Origin of the sequence: Agromyces sp. NPDC058104 (assembly GCF_042884835.1) — a bacterium.
Classification (GTDB): Bacteria; Actinomycetota; Actinomycetes; order Actinomycetales; family Microbacteriaceae; genus Agromyces.
This window is the reverse complement of sequence record NZ_JBHVTD010000001.1, coordinates 1473297-1488357: the sequence shown is the minus strand read 5'-3', so window position 1 is coordinate 1488357 and position 15061 is coordinate 1473297. Positions and strand designations below refer to the sequence as shown.

Sequence of the window (15061 nt, the reverse complement as noted above, 5' to 3'; positions counted from 1 at the left end):
CGCTGCTCGGCGGGGCGGCCCCATCGGGGCGATCAGCGTTCCGAGCCGGCCTTCCGGATGACCTCGGCGATGCGCGCCTCGACCTCGGGGGTCCACTTCAGGAGTGCGAACGAGGTGACCCAGAGGTCGCCGTCGTCGAGGTTCGCGGCCTCCTCGAACCCGAGCGTCGCGTACCGCGTGGTGAACTTCGATGCGGCCTTGAAGAAGACGACCACCTTGCCGTCGGCGTCGGTATAGGCCGGGAACCCGTACCAGGTCTTCGGCATGAGGTGGGGCGCGACCTCCTTGACGATGCGGTCGATGCCCTCGGCGAGCTCCCGGTCGTCGTCGGGCATCTCGGCGATGGCCTCGCGAATCGCCTTCTCGCCGGCTTCGCGGTTCTTGCCGGCCTTCGCCTGCGCCCGCAGTTCAGCGGCGCGCTGCTTGACGGCGGCGCGTTCCTCGGTCGAGAGTCCGTCGGTCTGGGTGGCCATGATCTGCTCCTTCTCGTGTGTGTCATGCGGTGTGATGACCACGCTACGGAGCTTCGCCGGCGGCCGCTTCTCGAATCCTGATCGCCTTGCGCGATGGGCACCGCCGCGCCGAAGTGCGGCATGCCCGGGTGCGTCGGTCCCCGGTCGAGGCGAGCCGCGGCACGCCGAGGCATCCGAACACCGCTCGAAAGAATTTCGAGAATCTTGCTATTCGGTGTTGCTAAGTACCGGTACTCAGTGTTACTTTCTAGTGGTAGTCAGCAACGCTGATTACCAGCGACACAGAGTAGCAAGCAGAAGGGAGCGTTCCATGGGCAAGCAGATGACCGAGATGCTCAAGGGCACGCTCGAGGGCATCGTCCTCGCGATCCTCGCCGAGCAGCCGGCCTACGGCTACGACATCACGGCGCGGCTGCGAGAGCGCGGGTTCACCGATATCGCCGAGGGCACGATCTACGCCCTCCTGGTGCGGGTCGAGCAGCGCGGTCTCGTCGACGTCGAGAAGGTGCCTTCCGAGAAGGGCCCGCCGCGCAAGGTCTTCACGCTCAACGAGCAGGGCCGAGGCGAACTCGCAGAGTTCTGGAGGACGTGGAGCTTCCTCGCAGAACGTATCGAACAGCTCCGCCACACCGACGAATTGGAGAACTGATCATGGCTGCAAAGTGGATCGAAGCCCTCACCGGCTCGCTCGAGCAGAAGAAGCAGTACAAGCAGTACAAGGCCCGCATCGAGGCCCTCCCCGAGCCCTACCGCGGCAGCGCCAAGGCGCTCGACCGGTACTTCATGTACGCCGGCGGCATCACCGACGGCGAGACCATGGTGAAGATGCTCGAGGACTTCGCCGACCTGTGGGAGCGCGCGGCGATCGACGGCACGCCCGTCGCCGAGATCGTCGGCGACGACCCCGTCGCCTTCGCCGAGGAGTTCACGCAGGCGTACGGCGGCAAGCAGTGGATCGACAAGGAGCGCGCTCGCCTGAACACGGCGATCGACGAGGCGAAGAAGGAGCAGTCATGACCACCGTCACCGAACCCGCCATCCGGGTCCAGGGCATCGAGAAGTCCTTCAAGGAACTCCAGGTGCTGAAGGGCGTCGACTTCGAGGTCGCGCGGGGCAGCATCTTCGCCCTCCTCGGCTCGAACGGCGCCGGCAAGACCACGCTCGTGCGCATCCTGTCGACGCTCCTCAAGTCCGACGCCGGCAGCGCGACCGTGCACGGCTTCGACGTCGCCGGCGCACCCGGCGACGTGCGCGAGTCGATCAGCCTGACCGGGCAGTTCGCCGCGGTCGACGAGGTGCTCAGCGGTCGCGAGAACCTCGTGCTCATCGCGAAGCTGCGTCACCTCAAGAACCCCGGCGCGATCGCCGACGAGCTGCTCGCACGCTTCTCGCTCACCGAGGCGGGCGGACGCAAGGCCGGCACCTACTCGGGCGGCATGCGGCGCCGACTCGACATCGCGATGAGCCTGATCGGCGACCCGCCGATCATCTTCCTCGACGAGCCGACCACCGGTCTCGACCCGCAGGCGCGCATCGAGGTGTGGCAGACCGTCAAGGAGCTCGCCGGCCGCGGCACGACCGTCCTGCTCACCACGCAGTACCTCGACGAGGCCGAGCAGCTCGCCGATCGCATCGCGATCCTCCACGAGGGCACGATCATCCAGAACGGCACCCTCGCCGAGCTCAAGCAGCTCCTCCCCGCCGCCACCGTCGAGTACGTCGAGAAGCAGCCGACGCTCGAAGAGGTCTTCCTCACGCTGGTCGGCGCCGGAAGCGACAACGGAAAGGAAGCATGATGACCACCCACGTCCTGAGCGACACCCGGGTTCTCACCGGCCGCTCGCTCACCCACATTCTCCGCAGCCCCGACACGATCATCACCACCGCGGTCACGCCGATCGCGCTGATGCTGCTCTTCACCTACGTGCTGGGCGGGGCGATCAACACGGGGTCCGACGAGTCGTACATCGACTACATGCTCCCCGGCATCCTGCTCATCACGATCGCGTCGGGCATCGCGTACACCGCGTACCGGCTGTTCCTCGACATGCAGGGCGGCATCTTCGAGCGGTTCCAGTCGATGCCGATCGCCCGGTCGAGCGTGCTCTGGGCGCACGTGCTCACCTCGCTCGTCTCGAACCTGATCTCGGTCGCGATCGTCATCGGCGTCGCACTGCTCATGGGGTTCCGCACCGGGGCATCCGTCGCGGTCTGGCTGGCGGTGGCGGGCATCCTCGTGCTCTTCACCCTCGCCCTGACCTGGCTCGCCGTGATCGCCGGCCTCTCGGCGAAGACGGTCGACGGGGCGAGCGCGTTCAGCTACCCGCTGATCTTCCTCCCGTTCATCAGCTCGGCCTTCGTGCCGACCGACTCGATGCCCGCCCCGGTCGCCTGGTTCGCCGAGAACCAGCCGGTGACGTCGATCGTGAACTCGATCCGGGCGCTGTTCGCCGGGCAGCCCGTGGGCAGCGACATCTGGGTGGCACTGGCCTGGCTCGTCGGCATCCTCGTCGTCGCCTACGTCTGGGCGATCGCGATCTACAAGCGCAAGATGAGCTGACCGCATGCTCGGTGCTCCACCACGAACGCCGCCCGGCCCCTCACGGGGTGCGGGCGGCGTCGTCGTTCCACGGGCGCCGCGAACGCGCGCGGCTCAGTCGAGCTCGCGCAGCGGCGAGGTGCGCTCGCCCCCGGCATCCCCGGTGTTGACGGTGCCGCGGCGCTCGATGAGCACGGCGTGCACCTCGGCGTCGGCGCGCGGGCAGTGCTCGACCCCCTTCGGCACGACGAACACGTCGTCGGGCCTGAGCACCACGTCGCGGTCGCGCAGCTGGATGGTGAGCTCCCCGCTCAGCACCAGGAACAGCTCGTCGGCGTCGGGGTGGGTGTGCCAGACGAACTCGCCGAGGAGCTTGACCACCTTGACGTCGGTGTCGTCGACGCTCGCCAGCCGGTGCGGCTGCCACGGCTCGGCGATCGAGGCGAGGGCTTTCCTGAGGTTGCGCACGTCTTCGCTCACGCGGTCGAGCCTACGAGGGCGGGTCGGATGCCGCGAGGGGGTGCCTGCAGGCAGGATGGCCCCATGACAGAGCAGTTCACCGCGATCGTCGAACCGCACGAGAAGATGCGCGGCCTCGAGGTGCCGCCCGGGGTCGTCGAGGCGCTCGGCGGCGGGGCGCGCCCGAGGGTCGTGGTCACGATCGGCGACCACTCGTGGCGCACGCGCATCGCGATCATGCGGGGGCGCAACCTCATCGGCTTCAGCAATGCCAATCGGGCGGCCACCGGGGCGGAGGTGGGCGACGAGGTCCGGATCGACCTCGCGGTCGACGGCGAGCCGATCACCGTCGACGAACCGGCCGAGCTCAGCGAGGCGCTCGAGGCCGACCCGGCCGCGCGGGCCGCGTTCGATGGCCTGACGCTGAGCCAGCGTCGCCAGCACGCGCGGGTGATCGAGCAGGCGAAGGGCGCCGAGACCCGCGTGCGCCGCGTCGAGAAGCTGCTCGCCGAGCTGCGCGGCGCCTGAGGCGGCGATCCGCCCGGTGGTAGGAATGGCAGGGTGCCGATCCTTCCGAAAGAACGCGACCCCCGGCTCGTCACGATCCGTCGTGGCGGAACCCTGAGCGACGACGACCACCGTCGGCTCGCCGAGTGGGCGATCGCCTGCTCCGAGCACGTACTGCCGCTGTTCGAGCGCGCCCGGCCCGACGACCCGCGCCCGCGGGAGGTGCTCGAGGTCGCCCGCGGGTGGGTGCGGGGCGAGGTGCCGATGCGCGAGGCGCACCATGCGGCGTTCCACGCGAACGCCGCCGGGCGCGACCAGCCGGCACCGGTGAAGTTCGCCGCGCTGGCGGTGGGTCAGGCGGTCGCAGTCGCGCACGTCGCCGAGCACGAGCTCGGCGCGGCGGCGTACGCGATCAGGGCGGCGGTCGCCGCCGCGGTCGAGCAGGGCGGGGCGGATGCCGCGGAGCCGGCGCGGCTCGCGGAGCGCGACTGGCAGCGCGCGCAGCTGCCCCCCGAGATCCGCGAGCTCGTGCTCGAGGACCAGTTGCGCCGGAGCCCGATCTGCTGGCACGTCTTCGATGACTGAACGACTCGGCCGGGCGTACTTCGGGGTGCAGGCGGTCGCCGGGCTGGCCTGGTGGATCGCGGTGTTCACGGTGCCCGTCGTGCGGGAGGCGACGCTCGGTGGGCTCGACGCGGTGCTCGTCGCCGTGCTCGACCTTCCGCTCTTCGTCGGCGCCTCGGCGGTCGCCGCGTGCGGCGTTCGGGCGGCGGCGTTCGTCGCGACGGGGTGGACGCTGATCGTCACCGGGGCGCTGGCGGCGTACGCGACCGTCGCCGGTGAGGCCGGCTGGGGCGTGCTGCTCATGGGGGCGGCGTCCGTGGCATCCGCGGTGGCGCTCAGCCTGATGGTGCTGGGGCGGGTGCCGACCGAGTGGATGCTCGTCGGGCCCTTCCGATTCCGTCGTGCCGACGCGACGGCGAGGACGGGCTCTCACCTCGTGGCGACCGCAGTGCAGATCGTCGTCTTCTGGGGAGTACTGCTCGGGGTCGTGCCGGTCGTGATCGCGTGGCTCGAGCAGCGCTGGGGGCTCGCCGTCGATGCGCCGGGCTGGCTCTTCCCGATCGGCGCCGTGGTGTTCGCCCTCGCGAGCGCACTCGGCATCTGGTCGGCGGTCGCGATGGCGACCCGCGGAGTCGGCACTCCCCTGCCGGCGGCGACGGCGAACCTCCTGGTGGTCGCCGGCCCGTACCGCTTCGTGCGCAACCCGATGGCGGTCGCCGGCATCACGCAGGGGGTCGCGGTCGGGCTCATTCTCGAATCGTGGCTGGTCGTCGGGTACGCGATCGCCGGCGGGCTGTTCTGGAACTTCGTCGTGCGCCCGCTCGAGGAGGCCGAGCTCGAGGCGCGCTTCGGCGACGAGTTCCGCCGGTACCGGGCGGCGGTGCGGTGCTGGGTACCGGGCCCTAGCCGCGGGCGGGTGACGGGCGTACCGTCGAGCGCATGACGAAGCTCATCGAGAACCTGGCGGAATCGGTGCCGAGGTGGGGCGCGAAGGTGGCGTACGGCGAGAAGTCGACGATCGACGGGCGCGAGTTCGTTCCGGTCGCGGTCGTGGCCTTCGGGTTCGGCGGAGGCGAGGGCTCCGGCGACATGCCGGAGAACGACAGGACCCCGGCCGGTCGGGGTGAGGGCAGCGGCGGCGGTGGCGGCGGCTACGCCGTGCCGATCGGGGCGTACATCGGCGGGCCCGACGGCCTGCGGTTCCGCCCCAACACGATCGCCCTCGCCGTCGTCGCAGTGCCGCTCGTGTCGGCGATCGGCGCCGGCCTGGCGATGATCATCGGCGCGAGCCGGTTCAGCCGCCAGCGCTGACCCGCCGAGCGAGCCGCGCGACGCGCCCACTCCCACACGTTCCGCCGCCGGGGCGACGATCCTCGTCGGGCCGACCCCGCGTCGGCCGGCGCCGGTCGCCGCCGGGCTTGTGCTGCGCCGCGCCGCGACCTACCATGGGCTCGCGCGATAAACGAATAGCACGTTCGATTATCGAACAGCAGCCCGAGACATCCAGCTTCACGGATGTCTCGACACGACGATGTGAGGAGCCCCCCGTGCAGTTCCACCACCACGGCTACGTGTCCGGCGACCCGCGGGTGCAGCCCGCGGCGGGAGTCGGCATCGACCGGCCCGAGGAGCTGCCCGACGAGATGGACGTGCTCATCGTCGGCTCGGGCCCCGCAGGCATGCTGCTGTCGGCGCAGCTCTCGCAGTACCCGAACGTGGTCACCCGCATCATCGAACGACGCGACGGCCGGCTGGTGCTCGGCCAGGCCGACGGAATCCAGCCGCGCAGCGTCGAGACGTTCCAGGCGTTCGGCTTCGCCGAGCGCATCATCGCCGAGGCGTACAACATCGGCTGGATGAACTTCTGGGGCCCCGACCCCGAGGCGCCGCAGAACATCGTGCGCACCTCGCGCACCGAGGACTACGGCTACAAGATCAGCGAGTTCCCGCACCTCATCGTCAACCAGGCGCGCGTGCTCGACTACTTCGCCGAGGCCGCCGCCCACGGCCCGGGCCGCATCGTGCCCGACTACGGCATCGAGTTCGTCGGCCTCACCGTGCACGAGGCGGGGTCGCCCGAGGCGGGCGAGTACCCGGTCGAGGTGCGCGTCCGGTACACCGCGGGCGAGCGCGCCGGGGAGGAGCGCACGGTGCGCGCCAAGTACGTCGCCGGGTGCGACGGTGCCCGCAGCGGGGTGCGCGAGGCGATCGGCCGCAAGCACCTCGGCGGCATCTCGGCGCACGCCTGGGGCGTCATGGACGTCGTCGTGAACACCGACTTCCCCGACTGGCGCACGAAGTGCGCTATCAACTCGGCCGCGGGCAACATCCTGCACATCCCGCGCGAGGGCGGCTACCTCAGCCGCATGTACATCGACCTGGGGGAGGTCGCAGAAGGCGACAATCACGAGGTGCGCAAGACGCCCATCGAGGCGATCATCGCGAAGGCCAACGACATCCTGCACCCGTACACGCTCGACGTGCGCGACGTGGCGTGGTTCAGCGTCTACGAGGTCGGGCACCGCGTGACCGACCACTTCGACGACCGCGAGAGCGACGTCGAGGATGCCTCGCCGCGGGTGTTCCTCACCGGCGACGCGTGCCACACGCACAGCGCGAAGGCGGGCCAGGGCATGAACGTCTCGATGCAGGACGGCTTCAACCTCGGCTGGAAGCTCGGCTCGGTGGTCTCGGGGCTCGCGCCCGAGTCGCTGCTCTCGACCTATTCGGCCGAGCGGCAGCCGGTCGCCCAGCAGCTCATCGACTTCGACCGCGAGTGGTCGTCGCTCATGGCGCGCAAGCCCGAGGAGATCTCGGACCCGCAGGAGCTCGCGACCTTCTACCTCGGCACCGCCGAGTTCCCGTCGGGCTTCATGACGCAGTACGGCCCCTCGATGATCGTCGGCTCGGGCGAGCACCAGGCGCTCGCCACCGGGTTCCCCCTGGGCAAGCGGTTCAAGTCGTCGCAGGTGTCGTTCGTCTGCGACGGCAACGTCGTGCACCTCGGCCACCATGCGAAGGCCGACGGCCGGTGGCGCGTCTACGCGTTCGCCGATGCCGCGGCCGGCACCGCGACGGGCACGGCGGATGCCTCGGCGCTCGCCTCGTGGGCGGCGTGGATGTCGTCGGACGAGTCGCCGCTCGCACGCTTCACTCCCGAGGGAGCCGACGCCGACGCGGTCTTCGACGTGAAGGTGGTCTACCAGCAGGCCCACGACGAGATCGACGTCACGCTCGCGCCAGGGGTGTTCCACCCGAAGACCGGTCCGCTCGGCCTCATGGACTGGGAGAAGGTCTTCGCGGCCGGGCCGAGCGTCTGGTGCCAGACCGACATCTTCGAGGAGCGCGGCATCTCGCGCGACGGCGCGGTCGTCGTCGTGCGTCCCGACGGCTATGTGGCGAACATCCTGCCGCTCACCGCGACCGCGGAGCTCGGCGAGTTCTTCGCCGGGCAGATGCTCGCGCGCTGAGCTGCGCTGAGCTGCGCTGGGCTGCGCTGACCGCGCGCTGAGCCCGCTCAGGCCCCCGAGGCCCGGCCCAGGTTCGATGCCGCGACGAGCAGCCGCTCGGCGAGCTCGGGCTCGGGCCGCGGGAACGACACGTGGATCACCGCGATCGCGGCGGGCGGCTGACCGGGCAGGCTGAGGGGCACGGCGACCGAGCGCAGCGACGGCACGACCTCGTCGTGGCTCACGGTGTAGCCGCGCGCGCGGCTCTCGGCGATCTCGGCGCGCAGCGCCTCGGGCACGTCGTCGGGCCAGCGCGACTCGGGCAGCCCCATGAGGATGGCCTTGCCCGGCCCGCCGCGGGTGATCGGATGCCGGTGGCCCGGTCGGTACGACACCGCCGCGGTACGGCGGGGCGACGCGCTCACGAGCGTGACGGCCTCGTCGCCGTCGAGCAGCACCGCGAGCAGGCAGGTCATCCCGAGCTCCTCGGCGACGTCGGCGAGCTCGGGCAGCGCGAGCTGCTGCAGGTCGCGCTGCACGCCGGCGGCGAGGGCCGCGAGTCCGGCGCCGAGGCCGATGCGCCCGGCCGCGTCGCGCGAGGCGAGCCCGTGGTGCTCGAGCGTGCGCAGCAGCCGGTAGGCGACCGATCGGTGAACCCCGAGCTCGGCCGCGACCTCGTCGATGGAGAGGGCGCGGTCGGTGTCGGCGAGGATCTCGAGGATGCGGATGCCTCGGCTCAGGGTCTGCGATCCGGCACTCGTGCTCTCCGCCGCCATCGGCCGACCTCCCGCGTATCCCGTGGCGGGCCGTCCCCCGCCGTTCGTTCGATACTAGGACGCTGCGTTCGATGGGCGAATACCGCTCGGCGAGACGTCCGTCCGTCCGCCGAGCGTGCACATCCGTGCGGGTGCAGCCCGGGGCATCCGCGGGTAGCGTCGGAAGCGGTGCGCTGCGCATCGTCGCAGCGCGACGAAGGGGGAAGCATGTACTACAGCAGTGGCAACTACGAGGCGTTCGCGCGTCCGCGTAAGCCCGAGGGGGTCGACGGCACGTCGGCGTGGTTCGTCGGCGCGGGGCTCGCGTCGATGTCGTCGGCGCTCTTCATGATCCGCGACGGGCAGATGTCGGGCGATCGCATCACGATCCTCGAGCGATTGCCGCTGCCGGGCGGTGCCCTCGACGGCATCAAGCGGCCCGAGAAGGGATTCGTCATCCGCGGCGGTCGCGAGATGGAGGACCACATGGAGTGCCTGTGGGACGCCTTCCGCACGGTGCCGTCGCTCGAGATCGAGGGCGCGAGCGTGCTCGACGAGTTCTACTGGCTCAACAAGGACGACCCGAACTTCTCGCTCTGCCGCGTCACCGAGGCGCAGGGGCAGGACGCGCACACGAACAAGCTCTTCGGCCTCAACGACGCCGCGCAGAAGGACATCGTGCGGGTCTTCCTCGCCACCCGCGAGGAGATGGAGGACAAGCGCATCGACGAGGTGTTCTCGAAGGACTTCCTGGAGAGCAACTTCTGGCTGTACTGGCGCACGATGTTCGCGTTCGAGGAGTGGCACTCGGCCCTCGAGATGAAGCTCTACATCCACCGCTTCGTGCACCACATCGGCGGCCTGCCCGACCTGTCGGCCCTCAAGTTCACGAAGTACAACCAGTACGAGTCGCTCGTGCTGCCGTTGTACAAGTGGCTGCTCGACCAGGGCGTGACCTTCCACTTCGACACCCAGGTCACCGACATCGACTTCGCGTTCGAGGGCGGCAACGGGCAGGGCACGGATGCCACGAAGCGGGCGACGCGCATCCACTGGGTGCGGGACGGGGCCCGGGGCGGGGTCGACCTCGGACCCGACGACCTCGTGCTCGCGACCATCGGCGGCCTCACCGAGAACTCCGACGAGGGCGACCAGCACACCCCGGCGAAGCTCGACGAGTCGCCCGCCGCAGGGTGGGCGCTCTGGCAGCGCATCGCGGCGAAGCATCCCTCGTTCGGCCGGCCCGAGGTGTTCTGCGGCGACATCCAGAAGACGAAGTGGGAGTCGGCGACGGTCACGACGCTCGACGCCCGGATCCCCGCGTACATCGAGAAGATCGCGCAGCGCGACCCGTTCAGCGGCAGGGTCGTGACGGGCGGTATCGTCACCGCCCGCGACTCGGCCTGGCTGATGAGCTGGACGGTGAATCGCCAGCCGCACTTCAAGCAGCAGCCCGCGGACCAGATCGTCGTGTGGGTCTACGGGCTCTTCGTCGACGTGCCGGGCGACTACACGGGCAAGACCCTGCAGGAGTCGACGGGCGAGGAGATCACCCGGGAGTGGCTGTACCACCTCGGCGTGCCGGTCGACCAGATCGACGAGCTCGCCGCGAACGCGGCGACGGCCGTGCCGGTGATGATGCCGTACGTCACGAGCTTCTTCATGCCGCGCAAGGCGGGCGACCGCCCCGACGTGGTGCCCGCCGGTGCGCAGAACTTCGCCTTCATCGGTCAGTTCGCCGAGACGACCCGCGACTGCATCTTCACGACCGAGTACTCGGTGCGCACGGGCATGGAGGCCGCCTACCGCCTGCTCGGCATCGACCGCGGCGTGCCCGAGGTGTTCGGCTCGACGTACGACGTGCGACACCTGCTCAAGGCGACGAGCCGGTTGCGCGACGGCGAGGAGGTCGCGCTGCCGGGCCCGAAGTTCCTGCGGGAACGCCTGTTCACTCGGCTCGACGGCACGCAGGTGGGCGAGCTGCTGACCGACTTCAGGCTGATCCCCGAGCACGGCGGCACGGCGGTGCGCGAGCGGGCCGACGACGCGATCGAATGACGGGCCGGGCATCCGGTCGTCGTCGACGATCGGATGCCCGATTCCCGCCCCGCCGCCGGAGCGAAGTTCCGCGCGGCGAAAGATCTGCGATTCCTTCGTGGCGATTCGGTGAGATATTCGGCCGACGTTCGCCGGCGCGCTCTACGCTGAGGCCAGCACCACCCTGATGTGGTGCCGTAATGCAGCACCGTCGCCGCAGCGGCTCAGCCGGCACCGCGATGACGGTGCTGCACGCTGAGGTCCGTGCACTCGACGCGGACGCTTCGACGAAGAAGGAGAGCCGCATGACGCGCATCGGTGTCGTCACCGAGCAGCCGCCCGAGACACGGGTCGCCGCCACGCCCGCGACGGTGAAGCAGTTGATCGCCCTGGGGTACGAGGTCGTGGTCGAGGCGGGGGCCGGGCATGCGTCGGCGTTCGCCGACGACGCGTACCGCGAGGCGGGCGCCGAGATCGTCGACGGCGCCGAGGCCCTCGCGAGCGGCCTGGTGCTGAAGGTGAACGCCCCGACCGAGGCCGAGATCGCGGGGCTCGTCCCCGGGGCGACGGTCGTGGGCCTGCTCGCCCCGGCGTTCAAGCCCGAACTGCTCGAGGCGCTCGCCGCGCGCGGCGTCACGGCCCTCGCGATGGACGCGGTGCCCCGCATCTCGCGCGCCCAGTCGATGGACGTGCTCAGCTCGATGACGAACATCGCGGGCTACCGCGCGGTCGTCGAGGCCGCCCACTCCTTCGGCCGATTCTTCACCGGCCAGGTGACGGCCGCGGGCAAGGTGCCGCCGGCGAAGGTGCTCGTCGCGGGCGCGGGCGTCGCCGGGCTCGCCGCGATCGGCGCGGCCTCGAGCCTCGGCGCGATCGTGCGGGCGACCGACCCGCGGCCCGAGGTCGCCGACCAGGTGAAGTCGATCGGCGGCGAGTACCTCAAGGTCGAGGTGGAGGTCGAGCAGTCGACCGACGGCTACGCGAAGGCGACGAGCGAGGCGTACGACCGCCGCGCCGCCGAGATCTACTCGGAGCAGGCGGCCGACGTCGACATCATCATCACGACCGCGCTGATCCCTGGGCGCCCGGCGCCGAAGCTCATCACCGCGGCCGACGTCGCGAGCATGAAGTCGGGCAGCGTCATCGTCGACATGGCTGCGGGCATGGGCGGCAACGTCGAGGGATCGGTCGCGGGCGAGAAGGTCGTCACCGAGAACGGCGTCACGATCCTCGGCTACACCGACCTCGCCTCGCGCCTGCCCACGCAGGCCTCGCAGCTCTACGGCACGAACGTCGTGAACCTCGTGAAGCTGCTCACGCCCGGCAAGGACGGCGAGCTCGTGCTCGACTTCGACGACATCGTGCAGCGCTCGGTGACGGTCGCCCGCGACGGCGCGGTCACCTGGCCGCCGCCGCCGGTTCAGGTCTCCGCGGCGCCCGCGGCCGCGGCATCCGCCGCGAGCACCGCGCAGGATGCCGCGCCCGCCGCCGAGCCGAAGCGGCCCATGTCGCCCGTGAGGAAGGTGGTGCTGGTCGCCGCCGGCATCGCCGTGCTCTTCGCCGTGAACGCGATCGCCCCGCCGCCGCTTCCGCAGCACTTCACGGTGCTCGTGCTCTCGGTGGTCGTCGGCTTCTACGTGATCGGCAAGGTGGCGCACGCGCTGCACACTCCGCTCATGAGCGTGACGAACGCGATCTCGGGCATCATCGTGGTCGGCGCGATGGTGCAGATCACGAGCGACGTGCTCGTCGTGCAGATCCTCGCCGGCGTGGCCGTCCTGCTCGCCAGCATCAACATCTTCGGCGGCTTCGCCGTGACCCGACGCATGCTCGCGATGTTCTCGGCGGGCAGGACTGGAGCCGACCGTGGCTGAGACCGCTTCCCTGCTGACCCCGGCGTCGATCGCCGGAGCCGCCTACATCGTCGCGGCCCTGCTGTTCATCATGAGCCTCGCGGGGCTCAGCCGACACGACACCGCCAAGGCCGGTGTCAGCTACGGCATCGCGGGGATGGTGATCGCGCTCGTCGCCACCGTCTACGCCACCTTCGCCGGGGCCTGGGGGGAGCCGCACGTGACGACGGGGCTCGTGCTGCTCGTCGTCGCCGTCGTCGTCGGCGGCGCGATCGGCCTCTGGCGCGCCCGCGTCGTGGCCATGACCGGCATGCCCGAGCTCATCGCGCTGCTGCACAGCTTCGTCGGCCTCGCGGCCGTGCTCGTCGGCTGGAACGGCGCCCTGGAGGAAACCGGCATGACCGGTGCGCTCCTCGACATCCACCATGCCGAGGTCTTCATCGGCGTCTTCATCGGCGCCGTCACCTTCACGGGCTCGATCGTCGCGTTCCTGAAGCTCTCGGCGCGCATGAAGTCGGCACCGCTCATGCTGCCGGGCAAGAATGCGCTGAACCTCGGGGCACTGGTCGCCTTCGTGGTGCTCACCGTCTGGTACGTGATCACCCCCGAGCTGTGGCTGCTCGTCGTCGTCACGGCGCTCGCCCTCGCGCTCGGCTGGCACCTCGTGGCATCCATCGGCGGCGGCGACATGCCGGTCGTCATCTCGATGCTGAACAGCTACTCGGGCTGGGCCGCCGCCGCCGCGGGCTTCCTGCTCAACAACGACCTGCTCATCGTCACCGGTGCGCTCGTCGGCTCCTCGGGTGCCTACCTCTCGTACATCATGTGCAAGGCGATGAACCGCTCATTCATCTCGGTCATCGCGGGCGGCTTCGGCATCGCGGCGCCGTCGTCGAGCGGCGAGGTCGAGGGCGAGACCCGCGAGGTCGACGCCGAGGCCGTCGCCGCCCTGCTGGGCGACGCGACGACCGTCATCATCACGCCCGGCTACGGCATGGCGGTCGCGCAGGCGCAGTACCCGGTCGCCGAGCTGACGAGCCGGCTGCGCGAGCGCGGCGTCGAGGTGCGCTTCGGCATCCACCCCGTCGCCGGCCGCCTGCCGGGGCACATGAACGTACTGCTCGCCGAGGCGAAGGTGCCGTACGACATCGTCGAGGAGATGGACGAGATCAACGACGACCTCCAGGCGACCGACGTCGTCCTCGTCATCGGCGCGAACGACACGGTCAACCCGGCCGCCGCCGAGGACCCGGGCAGCCCCATCGCGGGCATGCCGGTGCTGCGCGTGTGGGAGGCGAAGAACGTCGTCGTCTTCAAGCGCTCGATGTCGGCCGGCTACGCCGGCGTGGCGAACCCGCTGTTCTACCGCGACAACGCGCAGATGCTGTTCGGCGACGCGAAGCAGCGCGTGGAGGACATCCTGCGGGCGCTGTGAGCCCACGGACGGATGCCTCGCGCTCGACCCGCACGAGGCATCCGTCCGGTTCGCTCCCGCGTAGGATGGATCGGTAACCCCCTCCGATGTGAAAGAGGTCGCCGTGGCCACCGCCCGCGATGCATCCCCGGAGCGCCCGCAGTACTGGGTCGTCCCGGTCGTCCGCGGACTCCTCGCGGTCGTCCCCGCCGTGGTCATCACCTTCTCCCCGAACCACTCGCCCGAACTCGGGCTGCTCGTGTTCGGCATCTGGGCCGTCGTGTCCGGTCTCGTCGTCGGCGCCCTGTCGCTGCGGCTGCTGGTCGGGCGCGGCATCCGATCGCTCTTCGCGATCAACGCGGTCGTCACCGTGGTCGCGGGCCTCCTCGCACTCTCGGTGCCTGGCGGGCTGCCGTTCCTGCTCTACCTCGTGAGCGTCTGGGCCGCCGTCACCGGCTTCGTCGAGCTCTACGCGGGCCTCCGCTCGCGCGGCCGCACCGCAGCGGCCCGCGACTGGATCGCCGTCGGCGCCTTCACCGCGGTCCTCGCGGTCGTGTTCCTGCTCCTCCCGCCCGACGCCGTCACCGCGGTCGGCCTCCTCGGCGGCTATCTCGTGATCCTCGGGGTGTTCCTCGTGATCGGCGGCCTCTCGCTCAAGTGGGCCGCGAACCAGACCGCCGACGGCCCCGCCGCGGCAGGAGCGGAGCAGCAGTCGTGACCCAGTCCCCCGGTGAGTACAAGCCGAGCCGGAGCGACCGGCTGCGCCCCGCCGAGTACGTCGGGGGCGCCGCGATCGCCGCGGTCTTCGTCGGCGTGATCTCGCTCGTCGCGACCCGCGACTGGACGATCGCCCTCATCGGCACCGGCGCCGTCTTCATCATCGTGCTCGTGGTGCTCGCGCTGCTGCAGATGGCGATCAAGCCGAACGCCGCCGAGCAGGCGGAGCTCGGCGAGGGCGACACCGGCCCGGCGGAGCCGCCCGCACCGCAGGGCCCGACGCACTAGCGGAGG

The 15061-nt window shown here is 70.6% G+C and carries 17 protein-coding genes; 14 read left to right on the top strand and 3 right to left on the bottom strand.

The genetic code is table 11. The annotated features are described in order from the left end of the window. Nucleotides 1-32: 32 nt before the first annotated feature. The gene (locus ACFVTH_RS07080) at nucleotides 33-473 is read right to left on the bottom strand and encodes an iron chaperone (RefSeq protein WP_387088292.1); all 441 of its coding nucleotides are present in this window, start codon (nucleotides 471-473) and stop codon (nucleotides 33-35) included. Nucleotides 474-783: 310 nt separating this feature from the next. Here ACFVTH_RS07080 and ACFVTH_RS07075 point away from each other — a divergent pair, with 310 nt between their 5' ends. The 4 genes from ACFVTH_RS07075 to ACFVTH_RS07060 are packed head-to-tail and all read left to right on the top strand — an operon-like array spanning nucleotide 784 to nucleotide 3033. Continuing rightward, nucleotides 784-1122 (top strand): PadR family transcriptional regulator, encoded by a 339-nt coding sequence (locus tag ACFVTH_RS07075; protein WP_386941406.1) that lies wholly within the window; start codon nucleotides 784-786, stop codon nucleotides 1120-1122. A gap of 2 nt (nucleotides 1123-1124) precedes the next feature. Continuing rightward, complete coding sequence (locus tag ACFVTH_RS07070; RefSeq protein WP_387088289.1) at nucleotides 1125-1490, top strand: DUF1048 domain-containing protein; 366 nt, start codon at nucleotides 1125-1127, stop codon at nucleotides 1488-1490. Further along, nucleotides 1487-2269 (top strand): ABC transporter ATP-binding protein, encoded by a 783-nt coding sequence (locus ACFVTH_RS07065; RefSeq protein ID WP_387088286.1) that lies wholly within the window; start codon nucleotides 1487-1489, stop codon nucleotides 2267-2269. Before ACFVTH_RS07070 ends, ACFVTH_RS07065 begins: the two co-directional genes overlap by 4 nt. Continuing rightward, entirely contained in the window at nucleotides 2269-3033 is a 765-nt protein-coding gene (locus ACFVTH_RS07060) for an ABC transporter permease (protein ID WP_386899709.1), read from the top strand. Before ACFVTH_RS07065 ends, ACFVTH_RS07060 begins: the two co-directional genes overlap by 1 nt. A gap of 93 nt (nucleotides 3034-3126) precedes the next feature. Here ACFVTH_RS07060 and ACFVTH_RS07055 read toward each other — a convergent pair whose 3' ends face one another. After that, a complete protein-coding gene (locus ACFVTH_RS07055) occupies nucleotides 3127-3492 on the bottom strand; it encodes a cupin domain-containing protein (protein WP_387088283.1) in 366 nt (121 codons plus the stop codon). Nucleotides 3493-3555: 63 nt separating this feature from the next. On the opposite strand from ACFVTH_RS07055, the gene ACFVTH_RS07050 reads away from it, so the two are divergent. From ACFVTH_RS07050 to ACFVTH_RS07030, 5 genes are all read left to right on the top strand, one after another. Beyond that, a complete protein-coding gene (locus ACFVTH_RS07050) occupies nucleotides 3556-3999 on the top strand; it encodes a YdeI/OmpD-associated family protein (protein ID WP_387088280.1) in 444 nt (147 codons plus the stop codon). A gap of 33 nt (nucleotides 4000-4032) precedes the next feature. Continuing rightward, nucleotides 4033-4563 carry a putative immunity protein gene (locus ACFVTH_RS07045; protein WP_387088277.1) on the top strand — a complete coding sequence of 177 codons (531 nt, stop codon included), beginning with the start codon at nucleotides 4033-4035 and terminating at the stop codon, nucleotides 4561-4563. Continuing rightward, on the top strand, nucleotides 4556-5485 hold the full coding sequence (locus ACFVTH_RS07040) for a methyltransferase family protein (protein ID WP_387088274.1): 930 nt from the start codon (nucleotides 4556-4558) through the stop codon (nucleotides 5483-5485). Before ACFVTH_RS07045 ends, ACFVTH_RS07040 begins: the two co-directional genes overlap by 8 nt. After that, entirely contained in the window at nucleotides 5482-5853 is a 372-nt protein-coding gene (locus ACFVTH_RS07035) for a hypothetical protein (protein WP_386941397.1), read from the top strand. Before ACFVTH_RS07040 ends, ACFVTH_RS07035 begins: the two co-directional genes overlap by 4 nt. A 236-nt stretch (nucleotides 5854-6089) precedes the next feature. Further along, nucleotides 6090-8012, top strand: coding sequence for an FAD-dependent monooxygenase (locus tag ACFVTH_RS07030; protein WP_387088271.1), 1923 nt, complete (start codon nucleotides 6090-6092; stop codon nucleotides 8010-8012). 47 nt (nucleotides 8013-8059) lie between these two features. Here ACFVTH_RS07030 and ACFVTH_RS07025 read toward each other — a convergent pair whose 3' ends face one another. After that, nucleotides 8060-8767 (bottom strand): IclR family transcriptional regulator, encoded by a 708-nt coding sequence (locus tag ACFVTH_RS07025; RefSeq protein WP_387088268.1) that lies wholly within the window; start codon nucleotides 8765-8767, stop codon nucleotides 8060-8062. Between the two features lie 207 nt (nucleotides 8768-8974). Here ACFVTH_RS07025 and ACFVTH_RS07020 point away from each other — a divergent pair, with 207 nt between their 5' ends. From ACFVTH_RS07020 to ACFVTH_RS07000, 5 genes are all read left to right on the top strand, one after another. Next, nucleotides 8975-10804: an oleate hydratase gene (locus ACFVTH_RS07020; RefSeq protein WP_387088265.1), complete on the top strand. Its 1830-nt coding sequence runs from the start codon at nucleotides 8975-8977 to the stop codon at nucleotides 10802-10804. 284 nt (nucleotides 10805-11088) lie between these two features. Continuing rightward, a complete protein-coding gene (locus ACFVTH_RS07015; protein WP_387088262.1) occupies nucleotides 11089-12657 on the top strand; it encodes a Re/Si-specific NAD(P)(+) transhydrogenase subunit alpha in 1569 nt (522 codons plus the stop codon). Then, a complete protein-coding gene (gene pntB, locus ACFVTH_RS07010) occupies nucleotides 12650-14071 on the top strand; it encodes a Re/Si-specific NAD(P)(+) transhydrogenase subunit beta (RefSeq protein ID WP_387088259.1) in 1422 nt (473 codons plus the stop codon). Before ACFVTH_RS07015 ends, pntB begins: the two co-directional genes overlap by 8 nt. 103 nt (nucleotides 14072-14174) lie before the next feature. Continuing rightward, nucleotides 14175-14768 carry an HdeD family acid-resistance protein gene (locus ACFVTH_RS07005; RefSeq protein WP_387088257.1) on the top strand — a complete coding sequence of 198 codons (594 nt, stop codon included), beginning with the start codon at nucleotides 14175-14177 and terminating at the stop codon, nucleotides 14766-14768. Next, complete coding sequence (locus ACFVTH_RS07000) at nucleotides 14765-15055, top strand: hypothetical protein (RefSeq protein ID WP_387088254.1); 291 nt, start codon at nucleotides 14765-14767, stop codon at nucleotides 15053-15055. Before ACFVTH_RS07005 ends, ACFVTH_RS07000 begins: the two co-directional genes overlap by 4 nt. Nucleotides 15056-15061: the final 6 nt, after the last annotated feature.

Coding starts and splice junctions, on each gene's coding strand:
- ACFVTH_RS07040 (WP_387088274.1), top strand. CDS start 4,556: ATGACTGAACGACTCGGCCGGGCGTACTTCGGGGTGCAGGCGGTCGCC.
- ACFVTH_RS07015 (WP_387088262.1), top strand. CDS start 11,089: ATGACGCGCATCGGTGTCGTCACCGAGCAGCCGCCCGAGACACGGGTC.
- ACFVTH_RS07060 (WP_386899709.1), top strand. CDS start 2,269: ATGACCACCCACGTCCTGAGCGACACCCGGGTTCTCACCGGCCGCTCG.
- ACFVTH_RS07035 (WP_386941397.1), top strand. CDS start 5,482: ATGACGAAGCTCATCGAGAACCTGGCGGAATCGGTGCCGAGGTGGGGC.
- ACFVTH_RS07070 (WP_387088289.1), top strand. CDS start 1,125: ATGGCTGCAAAGTGGATCGAAGCCCTCACCGGCTCGCTCGAGCAGAAG.
- ACFVTH_RS07080 (WP_387088292.1), bottom strand. CDS start 473: ATGGCCACCCAGACCGACGGACTCTCGACCGAGGAACGCGCCGCCGTC.
- ACFVTH_RS07020 (WP_387088265.1), top strand. CDS start 8,975: ATGTACTACAGCAGTGGCAACTACGAGGCGTTCGCGCGTCCGCGTAAG.
- ACFVTH_RS07050 (WP_387088280.1), top strand. CDS start 3,556: ATGACAGAGCAGTTCACCGCGATCGTCGAACCGCACGAGAAGATGCGC.
- ACFVTH_RS07025 (WP_387088268.1), bottom strand. CDS start 8,767: ATGGCGGCGGAGAGCACGAGTGCCGGATCGCAGACCCTGAGCCGAGGC.
- ACFVTH_RS07065 (WP_387088286.1), top strand. CDS start 1,487: ATGACCACCGTCACCGAACCCGCCATCCGGGTCCAGGGCATCGAGAAG.
- ACFVTH_RS07075 (WP_386941406.1), top strand. CDS start 784: ATGGGCAAGCAGATGACCGAGATGCTCAAGGGCACGCTCGAGGGCATC.